Annotated in this window: 13 protein-coding genes and 1 pseudogene; 2 read left to right on the forward strand and 12 right to left on the reverse strand. The window is 47.8% G+C overall.

The genetic code is table 11. The features are described 5' to 3' along the window. Position 1: 1 nt before the first annotated feature. The 5 genes from MHI55_RS24870 to MHI55_RS24890 all read right to left on the reverse strand — a co-directional run bounded on the left by MHI55_RS24870 (position 2) and on the right by MHI55_RS24890 (position 4,100). Positions 2 to 655, reverse strand: a complete 654-nt coding sequence (locus MHI55_RS24870; RefSeq protein WP_340387375.1) for a ferric reductase-like transmembrane domain-containing protein — start codon at positions 653 to 655, stop codon at positions 2 to 4. 36 nt (positions 656 to 691) lie between these two features. Beyond that, positions 692 to 1,735, reverse strand: coding sequence for an FAD:protein FMN transferase (locus MHI55_RS24875; RefSeq protein WP_340387378.1), 1,044 nt, complete (start codon positions 1,733 to 1,735; stop codon positions 692 to 694). Continuing rightward, a complete protein-coding gene (locus tag MHI55_RS24880; protein WP_340387380.1) occupies positions 1,732 to 2,148 on the reverse strand; it encodes a hypothetical protein in 417 nt (138 codons plus the stop codon). Before MHI55_RS24880 ends, MHI55_RS24875 begins: the two co-directional genes overlap by 4 nt. Positions 2,149 to 2,345: 197 nt before the next feature. Then, the gene (locus MHI55_RS24885) at positions 2,346 to 3,329 is read right to left on the reverse strand and encodes an MBL fold metallo-hydrolase (RefSeq protein ID WP_339185912.1); all 984 of its coding nucleotides are present in this window, start codon (positions 3,327 to 3,329) and stop codon (positions 2,346 to 2,348) included. Between the two features lie 27 nt (positions 3,330 to 3,356). Further along, positions 3,357 to 4,100: a class I SAM-dependent methyltransferase gene (locus MHI55_RS24890; protein ID WP_253502930.1), complete on the reverse strand. Its 744-nt coding sequence runs from the start codon at positions 4,098 to 4,100 to the stop codon at positions 3,357 to 3,359. Positions 4,101 to 4,835: 735 nt separating this feature from the next. On the opposite strand from MHI55_RS24890, the gene MHI55_RS24895 reads away from it, so the two are divergent. After that, a complete protein-coding gene (locus tag MHI55_RS24895) occupies positions 4,836 to 6,041 on the forward strand; it encodes an MFS transporter (RefSeq protein WP_315370739.1) in 1,206 nt (401 codons plus the stop codon). Here the strand turns inward: MHI55_RS24895 and MHI55_RS24900 are convergent. Next, positions 6,022 to 6,489: an Lrp/AsnC family transcriptional regulator gene (locus tag MHI55_RS24900; RefSeq protein ID WP_315370740.1), complete on the reverse strand. Its 468-nt coding sequence runs from the start codon at positions 6,487 to 6,489 to the stop codon at positions 6,022 to 6,024. The genes MHI55_RS24895 and MHI55_RS24900 overlap by 20 nt on opposite strands. Positions 6,490 to 6,704: 215 nt before the next feature. Here MHI55_RS24900 and MHI55_RS24905 point away from each other — a divergent pair. Further along, positions 6,705 to 7,581 (forward strand): annotated as a pseudogene (locus MHI55_RS24905) (DUF72 domain-containing protein). A gap of 189 nt (positions 7,582 to 7,770) precedes the next feature. Here the strand turns inward: MHI55_RS24905 and MHI55_RS24910 are convergent. The 6 genes from MHI55_RS24910 to MHI55_RS24935 all read right to left on the reverse strand — a co-directional run bounded on the left by MHI55_RS24910 (position 7,771) and on the right by MHI55_RS24935 (position 17,776). Continuing rightward, a complete protein-coding gene (locus MHI55_RS24910) occupies positions 7,771 to 9,915 on the reverse strand; it encodes a glycoside hydrolase family 88 protein (protein WP_339185909.1) in 2,145 nt (714 codons plus the stop codon). Positions 9,916 to 10,005: 90 nt separating this feature from the next. Next, on the reverse strand, positions 10,006 to 10,827 hold the full coding sequence (locus tag MHI55_RS24915) for a polysaccharide deacetylase family protein (protein ID WP_339185907.1): 822 nt from the start codon (positions 10,825 to 10,827) through the stop codon (positions 10,006 to 10,008). Between the two features lie 17 nt (positions 10,828 to 10,844). Beyond that, a complete protein-coding gene (locus tag MHI55_RS24920) occupies positions 10,845 to 14,198 on the reverse strand; it encodes a glycosyl hydrolase (protein WP_339185906.1) in 3,354 nt (1,117 codons plus the stop codon). A 239-nt stretch (positions 14,199 to 14,437) separates the two neighbouring features. Beyond that, the gene (locus MHI55_RS24925; RefSeq protein WP_339185905.1) at positions 14,438 to 15,943 is read right to left on the reverse strand and encodes an extracellular solute-binding protein; all 1,506 of its coding nucleotides are present in this window, start codon (positions 15,941 to 15,943) and stop codon (positions 14,438 to 14,440) included. A gap of 18 nt (positions 15,944 to 15,961) precedes the next feature. Next, positions 15,962 to 16,849, reverse strand: a complete 888-nt coding sequence (locus MHI55_RS24930) for a carbohydrate ABC transporter permease (protein ID WP_017692544.1) — start codon at positions 16,847 to 16,849, stop codon at positions 15,962 to 15,964. A gap of 12 nt (positions 16,850 to 16,861) precedes the next feature. Then, on the reverse strand, positions 16,862 to 17,776 hold the full coding sequence (locus MHI55_RS24935) for a sugar ABC transporter permease (RefSeq protein ID WP_074097016.1): 915 nt from the start codon (positions 17,774 to 17,776) through the stop codon (positions 16,862 to 16,864). Positions 17,777 to 18,015 lie beyond the last annotated feature (239 nt).

The following is an 18,015-nucleotide window of genomic DNA, read 5'->3' on the forward strand; positions in this document are numbered from 1 at the left end:
ATTATTTCAGATGTTTAGGTCGTACCGTTCCCACCAAACCAAAACCTTCAACCCAATTCTGCTCGGAAGGTGAACCAGATGTTGCACGTTTCGGTCCAATCGTGATTTCCGGGCCTTTACGCTCTCGTAACATGCCACGTAGCACGGTTATACCGAGAATGCTGAGTCCGGTAAATACATATATCATCCGCATGATGATGTTGCCAGAATCCGTTCCGGTAACCATGCCGTGAACCAGCAGACCAATGAACACTGGATAGGACAACATGTGGAACATGAACCACCATTTACGGCCCAGCTTGTTCCGCAGATCACTGGATAACAGGACAATCACTAATCCGTAGAAGGCTAACGTTCCCAGACCACTGCCGATCGGATGCACGGAGGCGGTAAAAGGAATCAGAAGTTCTCCCCAGCTAAATGGGCTGTAATGATCAATATATAACGTTAATGCGTGCACGAGTCCAAGTCCGAAGGCGAGCCAGGTCGTTCGGGTATGCCATTTGAACATGTCTGCTTTTGGTTTGCCTTTGGCCAGAGGCATCCCTTGCGCAATGCCCAGAAATACTCCGGCAAAGAGCAGCACATAAGCAGCAATTCCACTAATTCGAATGATATTCCACGTTGGCAGGTAATCTACAATCCATTGTGCCATAACCGGCTCCCCCATATCTGTTAGACTTGTCCTCGTTTATAATAGACTGAAGCGATGATCCGGATCAAAACCGGGCCAGTGCTCAGCGAGCGTATCCGTATTCCCTCTAAAATAATTACTCCCATCCCGTGTCATCCACAGGACGTCATGCCGATCGTAATGTCGGTTTAACCAGCCCACCGCCTCGGCACTCCCCAGAATGCATACCGTCTTGGCAATGATCTCGCATTGCGAAGCATGCTGTCCCAGAACGGTACACTGCAATACGTCCGTATCTGCCGGCTCCATCGTCCGGGGGTCAATGAGGTGGTGTGCAAAGCTTCCATCCGTATTCTTCCATTGTCTGCGGGAAATACCCGAAGTGGCAACAGCTCCTCGCTGTAAACGGATCGCTCCCGACATAGCACCCTGATTCTGCAAAGGATCTGCTACTTGCAAGGTCCATTGGGAATGGTCTGGTGAACCCCATACTTGAATATCTCCACCCGCGTTAATCAAACCCGCTGGAATATGCAATGTTCGCTGCAACCAGTCTGCGATACGCTCTACTGCCCAGCCCTTAACAATGCCTCCTAAGTCCAACTCAGCTCCGGGGTCCAGATGAACCATCCGGCTACCTTCCCGCTGAATCCAGCTCGGACGGCTGTGGTCATATCGATCTTCCATCCAGCCTGATGATTCAGGTGTTCTCGTTCGCAATACACGTTCAATTAATGGACGTTTCAATTGTCGTTGCTGCACCTTCTCGAAGCTTAGATCATATCCCGAAGCCTGAAGAGCCTGCGAGATACCCGGTTGAAAAATCCCTTCGGTCAGGCCAATATATCCATAGGCCAAACTCAAAACTTCATCCATCGCAGCGGAGATGGGCATCCATCCGGTTGAAGCATTCAAACGATTCAGTTCACTGTCTGCAACAAATCGGCTGAAGCGCTGCTCCTGCGTCTCAAACCAATTCTTCACCACGGTTGCTGCATGTTCAGCTTCTTCCCGCCCAGCTGACAGTTGCACTTCAACATCCGTGTTCATCGCACGGAATTGAAATCGGAGCGGACGAGCAACTTGCTCCGTGCGGCTCATGATGCACCTGTACGTGACTGATAGTTGCCACTGCTGTATCCGGAGTCTGTACCCTGGTTATTTTGCCCGATACGCTGAGAATCTGAATAATTCCCCTCGTTACTCGAGCTCTGATCTGGCCGAGCTGCTTGTGTGCTATCGGATGTTCCATTATATTGACTATCATTATTGTCATTGTCCTGCGTGTTCCAGTTGTTGCTGTCCGTTGTAGTGTTGATCCATTCATCCATCACATCATCATGCGTATCCACTTGGCTTGAAGCAGTAACGCTTGTATCTGTGCCATTTGCTGCTGTATAGGCCACATCAAAGGCATCCGAAGTTCTTACATATTGAAAAAGTGCAGCCACAGTCAACGTTGCTGCCGCTGAAGCTTGCCATTTTCTCCATTGATTCCGTTTTCTTCTGGTCATCGCTCTTCCCTGCTTTCTTTAGGGTGTGTCTTAAGACACGCCCTAGCGAAGTTCATAGATGTATCATAGGCGCGCTGGCTTAAAAATAGATGAATGAACCGTTAAGAGAGGCTAAAAAGGCCCAGAACAGGTGAATTTCCTGTCCCGAGCCTCTATATAGAATCGTATTATCATTTCACATCGATATCATCATTCCGTTAAAATCGAAAATAGAACGTGCCATCCGGTTGCTGCTCTTGCTTCACTAGTTCGCGTCGAATTAACTCCTGCAAATGGGCTAACGTCTCACTCATGGCAAACCGCAGTTGATGGGTACCTAGCCGATTGCCAAACATGTGCACACAGATGTCATACGCATTCGCCGATGACTCCTGAATTCGCTCCGTCATCTTCTGAAGGCGTTCCTCGTGATGAGCCAGCAATTGAACTGTCCGTTCGTTGAACTGGGCAAAAGGATTCCGATGCCCTGGATACGCCTGTTTGACATTTAGCCCCCCGAGACGTTGCAATCCTTCCATATAAGACAATAATGGCTGAGGGTCACTGCCGGGTTGCAGACTAATATTCGGTGAAATCTGTGGCAAAACTGCATCTCCGCACAGAATCTCCATGGACTCCGGCGCATAAAAGGATAAATGGCCTGGGGCATGTCCCCCCGTCTCCACAGCAACCCAACGTTTCCCGCCCATATTAAGCCACTCGCCATCTTCAATGGGTGTCACCTTCGGAAGTGGTGTGATCTGCGAAGTAAATGCCTTCATATGTTCATGTATCTGCTCAGTCTTGTCATCCGGCATTCCGTGGCTTCCATAATAATCAGGTAATAATGTATTAATACGTGAATCAGGTCCCCACATATAGTCGGCCTCTTGGCGGGAGCGTGTGGACATTCGAACGGGTGCCCCCGTCATCTTTTGCATCCAACCCGACAACCCAAGATGATCGGGGTGATGGTGGGTGAGTACAATTTGACGAATATCGCTAAAGGTCAGGCCGAGATCTGATAGCGCTTCACTCCACTCCTGTTCTGTTTCCGAATTACGCGGTCCCGGATCTATAATAGTTATCTTCCCATCCGGTTCTGAAAACACATAACTGTTCACCCATCGTAAGGGAAACGACATGCTGATCTTGACCCGGTGCATGCCCTCTGTCATGGGCATCTCTTCTGTGCGCTTCATGTTATCCCCCTTCCAGACTGTCTCTGTTCACTCCACAGGACGACGACCAACAAAAATCATGCGCGGAGAAGTCTGCTCGTCATATTTCTCTTCGTCATAGCCGCCATGTACCTGATCTACCCGGAGTCCGGCGGCACTTAACATCTGACTCAGTTGTTCCCGTGTGTACAACTTCACACGTTCCTGATATACCCGCGGTTCATGTCCGGATGTGGTATCCGTAATGCGAATTTCCTTTTGCACAAACCCTTCCTCAATCTTGCGATACTCCTCAATACGCTGTCCTTCATCCTCTCGAACGGAGTGTTGCACCAGATGACGAGTTACATAAGCCGTATTCATAAAATCAATAATATAGCTGCCACCCGGGCGAAGCATGCGATGAATGGCACGTAATACTTTCAGTTGTTCTCCGTCCTCCAGGAAGTAACCAAACGATGTGAACAGATTAACTACAGCGTCAAAACCACCTTTCAGCGGGAGTTCACGCATGTCCGCATGACACCAAGATACTCGGTGTTCAGTGTCCATTAGGCGCGCTTCACGTAGAAGCACATCGGACAGATCAACTCCGGTCACTCGCAATCCTGCGTCAGCAAGTGCCATGGAGTGCCGTCCCATACCGCAGCATAGATCCAATACTTCAGAATTGGGCTCAAGCTTCAACCAATTAATCATTTTATGTACTTCCTGATGGGCACCCTGCACATCCCGGTGCTTGTATACGAGCAGATAATCTTCTCCAAAACTCTTTTCATACCATTCCGTCATCCATTCTCGCCCTCCACTTGGTCACTGGCTCTCTATCTATAGTCACTGTTGTACAAGCCTGATCATTTCCCCTAGCTTTAATGTATTGTAACGTCTTTATTCTGCAAACTCAAAAAATCCCAGTAAGTTTCCAACATTGAAGAGCCAAAATGCACACGAGGGAATACTCTGTTTATTGAATGTACAACATTATTAAAATGTACATAATTAACCTTGAGCACTTAAAACATGTACATAAATGAATAATATTTACACAAATCAACGTTAATAAAAACCCAGATTTAATAGAAAGAACCGTTTGAATAAAGAAGGTAGCCAGAATTTTATTCTGGACTACCTTCTTTTCCTATCTTTATTTCAATTAACTTATAGCTTATTTCGAATCGTATTCTGTTCATTAATTTTAAATACATAATCAAAAAAATTCGAGGAATAGAAGTTTTCCCTTCTTAGAGAGGTTGTTTAACATAATCTGTAGAGGTATCTATTTATAAGTCTCAAATATTGTCTGTAACAGTTAATCTGTTATGGATCTGATTCATGAATTTTTAAGTGGCAACAACGCTTACATTAAAATCAAAGGAAATATCCTCATTATAAATATAATATATAGGTTTAAAAATACATTTACTTTAATTCGATTATGTAAGGTTGCTATTTGATTTGATAAGCTTATATATGCCAATTGAGCAATATTTTTGTAAGTACAAGATTTTCAAAAGGAGAGGGCATAAATTGAAAAAACTTAAAACCACACATAGTAACACTGCGGATGCTGCATCTTCTGTCCGCCTCCCATGGGTAGGGCTAATTCCGCTTGCCTTAGCTGGATTTATAAGTCTCTTAACTGAAATTATTCCGGCTGGTTTATTGCCACAGATAAGCGAAGGACTTGGAATCTCAGAGGCATTAGCTGGGCAATTCATAACGTTGTATGCCCTTGGCTCTGTCTTGGCAGCAATTCCACTAACTACAGCTACACGCGGTTGGCGGAGGCGGCCACTGTTGTTGCTAAGCTTGATTTGTTTTTTCTTGTTTAACAGTGTTACAGCTCTATCTTCCAGTTACACAATAACTCTTGTTGCCCGATTCTTGGCAGGTGCAGCCGGAGGTGTTTTGTGGGGAATGTTAGCAGGTTATGCTAGCCGCATGGTGCCTGATTCGCTCAAAGGTCGAGCTATGGCGGTAGCAGGAATAGGTACACCTTTGGCTATGGCGCTTGGTGTTCCCGCGGGAACAATACTCGGCACTCTTGTAGGCTGGCGTACAGTTTTTGGAATCATGTCAGTGTTTACTGTCTTGTTAATCGTTTGGATACTCTTAAAAGTTCCAGACTTTGCTGGTCAATCAACGAATAAGAGACTTCCCCTTCATAAAGTTTTCGTTAAACCGGGGATTCGCCCTATCTTGTTTGTCGTACTAATATGGGTACTAGCTCACAATATTCTATACACATATATTACGCCTTACCTCGCTCAAGTTGGGCTTGTTCAACGTGTTGACATTATACTATTTGTTTTTGGTATTGCATCGGTTGTGGGGCTCTGGATTACAGGAATATGGATTGACCGCATGCTTCGTCCATTGATTCTATGCAGCCTTGCGGGTTTCGCTCTAGCATCTATGATGTTTGGGATAAGTAGCAGTCAGCCAGTAGGGATCTTTTTGGCTGCTGCATTGTGGGGGCTGACTTTTGGCGGAGCCGCTTCACTGCTTCAAACGGCTGTAGCTGAAGCTTCTGGTGATAATGTGGACGTGGCTCAGTCTATGCTGGTAACAGCATGGAATTTGGCTGTAAGCGCTGGCGGGTTAATTGGTGCGGCCCTTCTTGTAACAGTTGATGTCCTCTCATTTCCATGGGTTATGCTTATTCTCGTACTCATTGCGCTACTCGTAGTATGGAAAGCGAAAGAACATGGATTCACAACAAAGAGTGGATAGATTCATTTTTCAACTCTTCGAGAGATGGAATGATGGGTTTATAATCAATGGGTGAAGACATAACAATTAGAATCGTATACGTTCCATACTTATCACAGTCATTGCCGAACTCTTCAAGTGCGTATGTAGAGTCGGCAATGACTTTCATTAAAAAATTGTGTTCTCCGCTCATACGATGACACTCGACAACAAAGGGTGACGACCGAACAAAATCGAGAAAAACATTACAGTTTCTAGTACTAAACAGGAAATAGGCGGCAACATTTTTTCCGGTTTTTTGCGGAGATATGATTGTGCGATATTCCTGAATAATTCCCTTTTCCTCCATCCGTTTGACTCTTTCCGTTACAGCAGGTTGGGATAGCCCCACCAATCTACCGAGTTCAGTCATGGAAATCCTAGCTTGATTTTGAAGGTGTAAAAGGATTTGGTTATCAACATGATCCACTCTAAGTATCCTCCTTATAATTGAAAGGTATTATTATATTATCGTTTATACAAATTAATTTATCAATTCATGGACATCAATGCCGTATTCATAAAATCAATTATAAAGCTGCTCCAACATTGAAGAGCCAAAATGCACACGATATAATGTTAGACATATGCCTGCAAATCGGTTAATTATAAGAGGTTGTTCAAAAAGCAACAGGAGGTGTTCTGATGATTCGCATCGGACTTACCGGATGGAGGGAATCAGGAAGATCTCTATCCAAACCGTACCAAAGCCAAAGACAAGCTCAGTCTATACGGACAGTACTTCTCCACCGTGGAGGTGGATAGTTCTTTCTACGCCGTTCAGCCGCGGGATCGAATGGCACGGTGGGCTGCAGAGACGCCCGAATCCTTTGCTTTTATCATCAAAGCCTATCAGGGAATGACCGGACATCTGCGAGGCAAACCATACTTCACCAGCACGTCGGAGATGTATAAGGCTTTTCGGGAATCACTGGAACCGGTCATTGAAGCCGGCAAGATGCAGGCAGCCTTGTTTCAATATCCGCCTTGGTTTGAGTGCAATAAAGACAACGTGAAAGAGCTTCGTGAAGTGAAACTGAGAATGGAGGGTATTACGTGTGCCCTGGAATTCCGTCATCGTAGCTGGTATGAAGGTGACATGCGCGAGCGGACGCTTTCGTTCCTGAAAGAGCAAGGCTGGATTCACAGCGTCTGTGACGAACCTCAGGCAGGTCTAGGTTCTATCCCCATCGTGCCACAGGCGACGGATTCCGAGATGACACTGGTTCGCATGCACGGACGTAATGTGTCCGGGTGGCATCAGAATGGTGCGCCTAATTGGCGCGAGACCCGTTATTTATACCGTTACAACAAGGAAGAATTGTTGGAATGGAAAGGGTATCTGGAGCAATTGCAGGAGCAGAGCAAGGATGTCTATGTTATTTTTAATAACAACTCCGGTGGCGATGCAGCGGCGAATGCCCAGATGATGATGGACCTGCTGGATCTGCCAGTGAAGCCTTTTCCTGACCGTACTGAACCGGAGAAGGAAGAAGGACCGGAACAGCTGGAATTATTTTGATCCGAACTAATGATGGAGTTATTCATATTATTGGGTGAAGGTAAGTGTATTTATCATTGCTATTATGCAGATCAGTTTCGAAATTGGAAACAAACTAAAAGCGACAAGCCCGGGGGCTTTGCCGCTTTCTTTAACTGCTTATCAACCTATAGAAGCTATCCACATACATTCGTTTCGTTGTGTCAAACATCAGCGCTGCAAGGCTGTAACCGAAGAATCGATAGACGCCTTACGGAGCTGCTGGTTCATTTTATACACTTCAATGCCTGCCAAGAGCACAATGCCGATCCCATGGGTATCGTTCAGATTCCATCCCAGATCATCGCGATAATACAAGGCGGTAAACGAGTATCCGGAACCTCGGCATACCCCGTATATATTACCTTTATAGTCAATCGACAAACGTGTCATGCCTTCCCATCCTTTGCACACTGCCTCCAGATAGGGCTCTGGCTGTTCCAGCCAGCCTTCCCGAATACCACGGGCATAAGCGTAGATGAACATCGATGTGCAGGAGGTTTCTTCATATGAATCCGGGCGGTTCAGCACCTGATGCCAAAGCCCATTTTCCCCTTGCAACGCCAAATAACCTTCACTTAAATCACGATAGAAAGTTAGCAGTTCCGACCGTTTCACATGATCATGCGGCAGGATGGATAACAATTCGGTTAAGGAGAAGAGCACCCAGCCGTTACCCCTTCCCCACGGAATACCTGTCGCCCGACCACGTACAAAATCATACACATGGGACATGATCTGTTGATCGGGAAGGTAGAGGTATTTACGGAACATCAGGAACTGATTGACCGCATCATCCCAGTACGTCGCATCTCCTGTCAATTGACCATAACGCATCAGAAAAGGTGTACTCATGTACAAGTCATCACACCACATCGTCTCCTGACGCATCTCCCCACTGCCGCGAACCCGGTAAAAGGCACCATCCTCCAAACGTTCCTGCTCATCCGTAATGTAACCCGCAATCCGATCCGCAGTATCTCTTCCCCCACGAATATCGCCCAACTCCATCGCAACGAGCAGTGTAGATCCAAACGAACCGCAATCATCCAAACTGTCGATGGCAGACAGCTGATTATTAATCCCTGCCGCACCGTACCCTTCCCGATCCCACAGACCATAGCGATCAAATGAAGTACTCAGTTCAATATGTTGCCGCACATACTGAATGTAATCATCCCGTCCCAATTCCTGTCCCGTCTGTAGCAGTCCAAGCAGGGTAACGCCAAGCGGATAATTCCACTTTCCGTAATGTGTATTTTCCAGGTAAGGACGAACATGGGTGTCGGGAAGATCTACCCGCCAATACACACCTTGTGCGCCATCATCAAATACGGTATCTGTTCGCACGATGTCGGCATGCGATGGTTCAGCACCGGGAGCAAACACACCCGTGTACAGCCAGGGGTCAGAGCATCCCGCAACCGGATGAGGCGATTTCAGTCTCCAGCCTTTGGAATCCGAACGCTCGACATATTCCAACGTGAATCCCCATGAACCGCCGACTGCCTGAATTTCACCTTTCGCCACCAGATCGGATGTACCGTAACGGCGAGGAAGTTCAACGCGGAAATTACCGCTGCTTCCAGCAGAGTATACTTCCGTGCCATCCACATACAGAGTCAAGGCTCCATCATGACATCCTTGTAAAATAACTGGCTTTGGTTCTGGCAAGGTTACATCCAATCTGGACCATGCGTAGGCAACAGCGGGCTTTTCTGTACCAAAGATGCGGGCAAAAGAACCTGCGCTCTGCTCCTCATCTGTCCAGCCCCTGCGCGGATACCAGGTAAGACCCGTTTCTTCTTCCGTCATGCCGTCACGAGGAAGAGATACTACAGGTTCATCGACGGGTTCCGAATATAACCAGCCCTCCTGACCCTGACGATCTGCCCCAGGAGTGAGGAAGTGCAGCGGGAAATTTTTAAACGAGGCTGTTCCGTAGATACCGCCGAATCCCACTTCTGTTTTGACAAAACACAGCAATACATCATTCCAGCCATAGTTCACGGAAATCGGAATCTGGGTTCTTCGCTCGGGAAATAACTCCTGTAACAACTCAGACTTGAATACCTCTTCACCGTTCACGTAAATCGTCACCGGACTATAACAGTTCAGGCCCGTATTTAACGTTGCATTCTGCTCGCTCCATAACTTGCCCCATACATACACGTATTGCCCTGCATGCGCCTCTACGCATTTCTCATTCAGATTCAGGTCGTAGCGGTAGTCCCCACGTCTACGAAAACCTCCCTGATGATAGGCTCTGAACAAAAATGAATGTTTCGGATGATCGCCAATATAACGCTGAGCCACCGTTGTCAATATATCCGGAATTGAATCGTACACCTTGCCTGCAATTGCCTCGTTCTCATGAAAATAACGAATGATCGTCAGCTCCCTTCCTTATACCTTGATTCGTTCGCTTAGCCGCAATGTCTCTCCGCCCTGCACTTCAACAACCTGTTGATCTGCGGTGAACCAAACCGGGATGGCAGACGGATTATGGATGATGGAGCGATCTGCTGAACACTCCAATCGTTGTACCGCTTTCCAATAGGCAATCACTTCGATGTTCGTGGCATACCAGATATCGTCCCTGCCGCCAATCTGCTCACCAAACTGTTCGATGATCTCCCAGTTGTCGTTGTCATTGAACTCATAACTATGACCCCAGACGTAGAGTAATAGTGGCGTACCTGTTTTGGAATGTTGGATAAAACGTTTGGCATGCCCCGCCAGATCATGGTTATGATGACAGGTCGGGTGCCATTCAAGGGGACGGTCTGGCAACGTGTATCTGCCATGTGATTCAACGGTACGAGCATAATCGATGCCAAGCCACTCCAGCTTGGTACTTAACGCACGGTCATACCCTCCGTTGGGATAAGCCATGCCTCGTACCGGATAACCGACGAGCTGCTCCAATGCTTTTCGGTCTTCGATAATCTCTTCGGTCAATAGTTCATTCGGAACATAAGGCAGCGTAGGGTGAGTAACCGTGTGAACAGCTACTTCATGCCCCGTATAAAGTTCAGCGACTTCCCCAGCCTCAATGCGGCCTGGGTTACCCAGGGTACCGGAGTTCAGATTAAAGGTTCCCCGTAGACCATACCGATTACAGATTTCCACCAGTCTGCGATCATGCACCACTCCATCGTCATAACTGAGTGTTAACGCTCTCATCACACCACCTGGATAGCGGTCAAACTGAATACGATGTCCCATTCCTTACTTCCACTCCTTTATCCCAATTCTTCAACAGGTACATGACCTGCATCCTGTAATCGATGATGTTCCGAATCAAAATACGTACCTTCCAGCAGGCCGATCAATGTGTTGGTAATCCGCACTTCAATGTCGTTGTCTCCCGGACGCAACCAGGAGGTCTCTCCCTTCCAACGATACGGAGACCAGCATCTTACACCCGGGCTATGTCCGTTTACCCGCACTTCCACCACATCCTGCACACGCCAATCGCTAAATTCCAGTTCAAACGAGGTAATATCTTCACCTGGCTCATCCAGCCAGAACGTGCGTTTATAACTCATTTCCCCGGCAAAATGGGGATACAGCGGCTGCGGTTCAGGTCCGATGCAAAGGGCCGTGTCCGGTTCCCGCACAAGCGAAACCATGCCTTCATGATGGAACTCCACGCCGAATCTTCCCTGTAGATACAAGGGATCCACGATGCCATCCTCATCTTTCGTTACCTGCACAATCACCGCCATTTCGTTGAGACCGCTGTGCAACAACTCCGTGATATCACAAGCGATATTATTGTGATCGGTGATTTCAATTGGATCGAACTGTTCTTTTCCAAGTGGTTGCCCATTAATCTCCATGGACCAAGTGCCCGAGATCGCCGCTCTGTCCATGAATAAAAGGCATGCAGGCAATGCCGTTCTTAGCTCAAATGTAGTCGTATATCGACATTCGATGGGATAGGCTAAGGATGCTTTTTTCGGTGTGCCAAATACCTGATTAAACTGGACTGGCAGATGCTGCTGCTCCGATAATTCTGCCGCCTGATCAATAAACGGTTTTACAGCTACATGCTGGCTTTCCAGAATCACACCATTAACATTGGAAGCCTGAAGATGGAATTGTCCCATTCGCAAAATGTTAGGTTGCACCGTTTCCAGTCGCCATGGCCCTTCCGAAGGGACCATGATCTTACAGGCTTGATTAGCTCCTGCCAATACATCCGTTACGAACGCCGAACCCGTTTTGTCTGTTACATCCACCTTCGTTGTTAATGCCTCTTCCTTCGCAGGTTGTAAAGTAAGACGAACAGCATGCGCTTCATAAGGTGCCAGTGTTAGTGAAATGCACCATTCCCCACCACTGCTCGTATACGGCAATATCTGAAGCCGCCCTGTCTCCAGATCAAGTCGTTCTGCCACAATACAAGCACCCTCTGTCAACTCCGTTCCATCCCACAGCTGTCTGGCGACCAGCTTCAATTGACCAATCAGGTCCTGACCCTCCTGATTGGTCAAAAAAACCATATGCTCCCCAGACGACAATTGACGGGTATGCATCAGCAGGGAGGCGCTTTCCTCCTCCATGATCCAACAGATGGGTTCCGGCAATACCTGATCGAGCAGGAGAGAGATTAGCTCCAGCGAAAAGTCATCTCCCTGCCCCGTTCCTGCGGGTAGAAAATAGGCATTCCCCTCACCCTGATGCCACATGGTTTCACGGTTATCGTGATCTGTTGTCACGTTACGGCCCCAGTACACCTCTTCCGGCTGCTCGCCCGCATCAAAGAACTGGGCAGCTTCATCTCCCTCTGGACTTCCCTGCTGAATCGCAATATGTGGAGGCATCCCAACAGAGATGACAGTTCCTCCCTGTTGAACAAATCGCTTCACCTGTTCCCAGGCCACGACCTCCAGATTCAGCATCGGTGGCAGAATTAATACGTCATAACGGGCAACGCCGAGCTGAATGATGCCATCCGTTAAGTCAGCTTCAGCCAACAATTCGGGATCAAGGTGATCATAGTCACGTCTGTTTTCGAGCAGATGTGTCGTGATCCTCATCCAGTCCTTCGTCAGGCGCTCCAGTTGCACCCGTTCTGCTTCGTCCTCGCCGCTATACTCAAATCCATGCAGCGGATTACCCATCAGACTCCAGAATGTCGTCGTTGGGTCAAGTACAGCAATTCGAATGTCTGCTGCTCCAGTGCTCATGAGATAGCTCAAACGTCCGGTGTAATCCCCTAACTGCCGGAAATGCTTCCAGTAGGGATTCTGTAAAAATTGAGATGGCGGTGCGTCATGCTTCACAAGCCCACCAATCGTATAGAAAAAGGCGTGAAAGTTATAAAAATTGGTGCCCATGGCGGCCATTCGATCAATCATCCACTTGGCATCCTGTAGCGTCATGGACCAGCCTACACTGTGAAAACATTCAATCAGATTGCGGCTTCGGCCCAATTGCCGGGCAAGCGAACTGACCATCTTGGGATTGTCACGCATCTTTTTACCATATCGTTCCAGAATCCACGATAAGGATCGTCCAATTTTCTCATGTGCTGAATCACCACCTGGCATATGGCTAAACAACTGGGTCGTCATCCGTACACCAGGCACTTCAGCCGCATACTGGATTCCTGCTTCCTCACACCAATCATGCACCTGTTTGTGATAGGACTCCCTGAGAAGCAGGTGCAGTGACTGGTAATAGTCATACCGAATACGATGCGCGTCCGGAACATCACCATATAACAGCGCCGGTAGCGAATCGATCAGACTATAACCACAACGCACGCTGAAATAACGGGGAAGCTGTTGCGACCAGGGGATACGACCCAGCGGTGCAATCTCATCCGAGAACATGCCTTTGATTACGCTTTCAAATTGATCTCCAACCGCTGACTTATAACGCTCATGTGTCAGTTCAATAAAACGACTCATCGCTTCCTTGTGGCAAGGATCAACAAAGTTGCCGTAATATTTGAAATCATCGATCTCCATTTCTTGAAATATAATCAACTCCCAATCACCCGGGGGAACATCCCACAACAAGCGGAACGCTGTTCGGTAGGTGAAGAACCGCTTGCGGTTATACGTTGTGAGTCCTGTCTCCTGATAGACCTGATCGGTCTGGATATTGCCGATTTTGCTGCGCAGATCGATGGACCCATGCCACAGACGCTTGCCCTGTTCATCCTTGGGAATCGCCTTGGCAACCAAGACTCGTCCCCATGGCAACTCCATATCCACAGCTTCTCCGCCCTGAACCACCAGTTGGTGATGCACGAGCTGTCGTTGCTTCGCTTCAGGGAAATCAAGGGTCACTTCCCCACCAGCCATCCCGCTTGGATATGGATATTCGTCATATAACCATACCTGCATGCCGTGAGCAGCCGCCGCTTCCACTGCAATCCGCACCTTATCAAACCACGCTTCCGACAGATAGGGAATTTGCAGTCCCTGACGTGGACAGATGAAGAATCCACCTACACCTTGCGCCGCCATCTCAGCCACTTGCCGCTTTATCTGTTCTTCTTCCATATCCCCGTTCCAGAACCAAAAGGGATGGACCCTGTACTGCGCCTCGGGATTTTCAAAAGCATCCCCGTTCCACATGTTGCCTTCCTCCCTGCGTGTCCAAGAGTGTGTGGTGTCCAGCTTTACCAATAACGTTCATTTCAGTTCAAATAGGTTTTTTTCGATTTGATTATACATCAAAAACCATATTCAGGAAGTCATAATTCCCAGAAAGTTGGATGAAACTTTGTTCACGGATCAAGCCATCACAGCGATAAGCAAAGCCCGGCTGTTTCCGCTACACTGAAAGTACGGCTACCGGGCTTTGGCTTATAAGACTACTTCAGTGCAGCGTACAATTCATTGACTTCTTTGACATAATCGTCTCCGCCGTTATTCTTCCACAGGGCAACAGCATCTTCGAATCCTTTCTCATCAATCTGACCTACGATATATTTGATTCGTGCATCGTTAATGATATTGTCCAGCTGTGGTCCTTTCTGAGCGTAAACATCAGAGATCAGCGGTTCGCCAGGATTGGCGATGACAATCTCTTCGTTGGCTTTCTGCACCTGTGCAACCTTTTCACGGACAGGTGTCTGTTGTACACGAAGCGTTCTGTCTTCCGGCACAAACATCAAAATCTGATTTAATCCTTGCAGGTCGCGGAGCGCAAGCTTGTCAGTGCTCGGTATGATGTAGTCTTCTTTTTTCTCATACTGCTTGCCTTCCAGTCCGTTGTACAACAATGCCTGCAATTCCGGTTCATTCAGCTGATCCAGAAAACTCAGTACCTTCTTCAGGTCTTCTTCCGTTTTGACACTGCTTTTGGAGATCGCAATCAGGCCGGAGTAGCCAGACGTTGGCATATCACGCAATCCCTTTGGACCTTCCATCGCTTGCAGCACATCCACGCGTCCTGTCGCATTGGGGTCTTTATCGAGTATTTTCTGATCCATGCGCTGTGCATTATCTGCTACATCCACCATGACACCTGCTTGACCATTCACAAATGGATCAGGCAGTTTCGTTGCATCCATCACGGCAAAATCCTTGTTGACCAGACCTTCGCTATAGATTTGCCGGAAAAATTTCAGGGCTTCCATGTATTCTGGTGTCTCATGCGCCGGAATCAGACCTCCGCTGCCATCATCTCCCCATTTGTTGGGTGCACCGAACCATACCTGCATGTTATCCCACGGGCCCGTGAATTTGCTGGCAACCAGACCGTACGTATCATCCTTGCCGTTACCGTCCGGATCATCCTTCGTGAACGCTTTCAATACATTGTAAAATTCGTCAATCGTCTTTGGCTCTTCCAGCCCCAACTTCTCAAGCCAATCCTTTCGGATTGTGACCCCATTACGTCCGAGGGCCCTTGCCCGGTAGATCCCATAGGTTTTGCCATCAATTGACGCATTGTTGGTAATGATTTCATTCATTTTACTCAGATTCGGATAATCTTTCAGATAAGGACCCAGCTCCCAGAAAGCCCCGGTTCGGGCCGCATTGATAAAACTTGGGGACTTCCCTAAGACCACCATAATCTGAGGCAGCTTTCCCGAGGCCAGTGTAATGTTAAATTTGTCTTCGTACGAGCTGCTTGGCACCCACTGCAGGTTCACATCCACCTTGGTCAGTTCTTCAAGCTTCTGGATGACCGGGCTGTTCTCCGGCGGATTCTCCGCTTCAAAGTTCGGCAGCATAATGGTAATTTCGTCTGTGCCACCGGCAGCGCTCCCTGAACCTGTTTTATCCGTGGAGCATGCTCCCAGAATTGTACTCAATACCAGTGACGCCGAGAGTAACAGTGCACCTTTTTTGAATCCCGTTTTTTGTCCCATACGTTCTCCCCCTTGGCTTTAACCTTTGATTGAACCTAACATGACACCTTTGGCAAAATGCTTCTGCAAAAACGGATACACCAGCAAAATCGGAATGGTACCTACAACGATCACCGCCATTTTGATTGACTGCTCTGGTGGCTGTACAAAATTGGGGTCCATGTTCGCCATATCGCCGACACTGGCTTGCGAAAGTAACACGATCTGTCTCAGCATGACTTGTAGCGGCCATTTGTCACTGTCGGAAATGTACAGCAGTGCCGAGAAAAAATTGTTCCAGTGCCCTACGGCGTAGAACAAGGCAAACGTGGCAATGACCGGTTTGGATAAAGGCAGAACAATTCGCCACAGCACCCCAAGATCCGAACAGCCGTCGATGCGGGCCGCTTCCTCCAGCCCGGGCGGCATTTGCTGAAAAAAGTTTTTGACAACTATTAAGTTAAAAGCGCTGATCGCGCCAGGAAGCATAAGGGCCCAGTAAGAATCGAGCAGTCCCAGTCCACGAATGACGAGATACGTTGGAATCATGCCACCGCCAAATAACATCGAGAAAATCACCATGTTCATCATGACGTTACGGCCCCAGAAGTCACTTCTGGATAGTGGATAGGCCATCGTTAGTGTGAAGAACAGATTAACCAATGTACCTGCCACCGTGATGAAAATGGAAACACCAATGCTGCGAAAGATCGTGGACGAGGAGAAAATATACTCATACGCGCTGAAGGAAAACACCTTCGGAATGAGGAAAAAACTGCGTTCGGTGATCTCGGCTTCCGTTGCGAAAGAATTCCCTATAATATACAGGAACGGAAGGACGGTTAATATGCCCAGAATCCCCAGCATGACGTAATTGAAGATATCAAATACCTTGCCGGCAGGGCTGTTGTATAGACGGCTGTTCATGGGCGCTCCTCCTTAATAAATTCCGGGATGGCCGAATTTTTTCGCAAGTTTATTGCTGCCAAGCACCAGAATAATCCCCACCACAGACTTGAATAGTCCCACAGCGGTACTGTAACTGAATGCACCTTGCGTAATCCCCACCGTGTACACATACGTATCAAATACGTCCGCCACATCCCGGTTGAGGGAGTTGGTCATCAGATAGATCTGCTCAAATCCGGTATCGAGGAAGTTCCCCAGTCTGAGAATAAGCAAAATGACTATGGTCGTACGAATGGCTGGAAGTGTGATATGCCACATCCGCCGTAATCGTCCTGCGCCATCCACAATGGAAGCTTCATATTGTTCCGTATCTACACCTGCGAGGGCTGCAAGGAAAATGATCGTGCCCCATCCCATCTCCTTCCACATCATCTGAACAATAATGAGCGGGCGGAAAGAACCCGGGCTGGAGAGTACATCAATGGGCTTGCCTGTAATCCAGGCGATCAGGTCGTATAACACCCCGCCCTGTGGGGTCAGGAACACGTACGTGATACTCGCGATAATAACCATCGATACAAAATGGGGTACATAGACCAGCGTTTGAATCGTTCTTTTGAAGAAAGCGACCCGAATTTCATTTAATAACAAAGCGATAATGATTGGTGCCGGGAAAAAGAAGATGAGATCATACAGGGCAAGGACCAGCGTATTACGTAATAGTCGGAAGAAGTCCGGATTGGAGAAAAAGTTCGTAAAGTTCTCTAGCCCCACCCAGTTACTCTCCCGGATGCCCAGGAAAGGCTGGTAGTCCTGAAAGGCAATGATGATCCCCCACATGGGCAAGTATTTAAAGATGACAAAGTACAAAAAGCCGGGAAGCACAAGCACATATAACCATTTGTTTCGTTTGATCTGCCTCTTCCAGTTAGACTCTCGTCTCATGGGCCTTGTGGCCCTATCCGCTTGGGTGGTTGCAGTGCCGTTGGTATTCCAGTCCGTCTTCCCGTTCATCATGTCTCCCCTCTCTCAACGATGTAAGCGTTATCAATTCATCTGTTATTCAGACTATACAGACGCCTAGTTTCCGGCAACCTTCATTTTTTGCATTGCTGCGACATGATGGCCGAAAAGCCCGCTATAACGCCATTTTCACAAGAAATTGCACATAACGTAGCAGGTAG

Origin of the sequence: Paenibacillus sp. FSL E2-0151 (assembly GCF_037993015.1) — a bacterium.
In the GTDB taxonomy this organism is placed as follows: Bacteria; Bacillota; Bacilli; order Paenibacillales; family Paenibacillaceae; genus Paenibacillus; species Paenibacillus amylolyticus.